We start from the raw sequence: 245 nt of genomic DNA, 5'->3' as shown, positions 1-245 counted from the left end.
TAAATATAAATCATTTGAACAAAAAAAAGCAGAGGGAGCATTAATATAATAACCTTCATCTATTAATGTAAATTGGCTATTCAGACTGAGGTTTCCCCAACCTATTTTTTGCTTAGAGAAATCGTCCATATAAATACAACTACGTAAGTTATAAGGAGTAATCCCTTTATCCTGTCTATTAGTTAGTTGTGAGTAATAATTATCCAAATGAGCTTTAATATCTGGATAATCATCAATATTTATAG

Annotated in this window: 1 pseudogene; it reads right to left on the bottom strand. The window is 28.6% G+C overall.

From position 1 onward, the window contains the following. Positions 1-245 (bottom strand): annotated as a pseudogene (locus E4T88_RS18195) (TaqI-like C-terminal specificity domain-containing protein); the annotation flags it as partial.

Origin of the sequence: Dysgonomonas mossii, from assembly GCF_004569505.1 — a bacterium.
Lineage (GTDB): Bacteria > Bacteroidota > Bacteroidia > Bacteroidales > Dysgonomonadaceae > Dysgonomonas.
This window is presented reverse-complemented; position numbering and strand designations above follow the sequence as displayed.